The 254-nt window shown below is 58.3% G+C and carries 1 pseudogene; it reads left to right on the top strand.

The features are described 5' to 3' along the window. Positions 1-123: 123 nt before the first annotated feature. Positions 124-254, top strand: a pseudogene (locus ACRXB1_RS37865) (ISNCY-like element ISCARN112 family transposase); the annotation flags it as partial.

Below are 254 nucleotides of genomic sequence, written 5' to 3'. Positions count from 1 at the left end.
TCGATGAATACGACGCGCTGCTTCCTTGGAAGATGCCGGTCGACATTCCCTGATCGCGCGTCCCCCTACACCGGCTACACTCCAACGGCGTGCACCTTCAGAGGGGCGTCGTTGATGGATCGCATACTCCAGATCGATGGTAGCGATCACCGGTGGTTTGAAGACCGGGCGCCAGCGTGCACGCTGCTGGTGTTTATTGACGATGCCACAAGCCAACTGATGACGTTGCACTTCACCGCGACCGAATCGACCTT

This window comes from Caballeronia sp. M23-90 (assembly GCF_053574605.1).
Note: the sequence above shows the minus strand (reverse complement) of the source record. Positions and strands in the feature narration are given on the sequence as shown.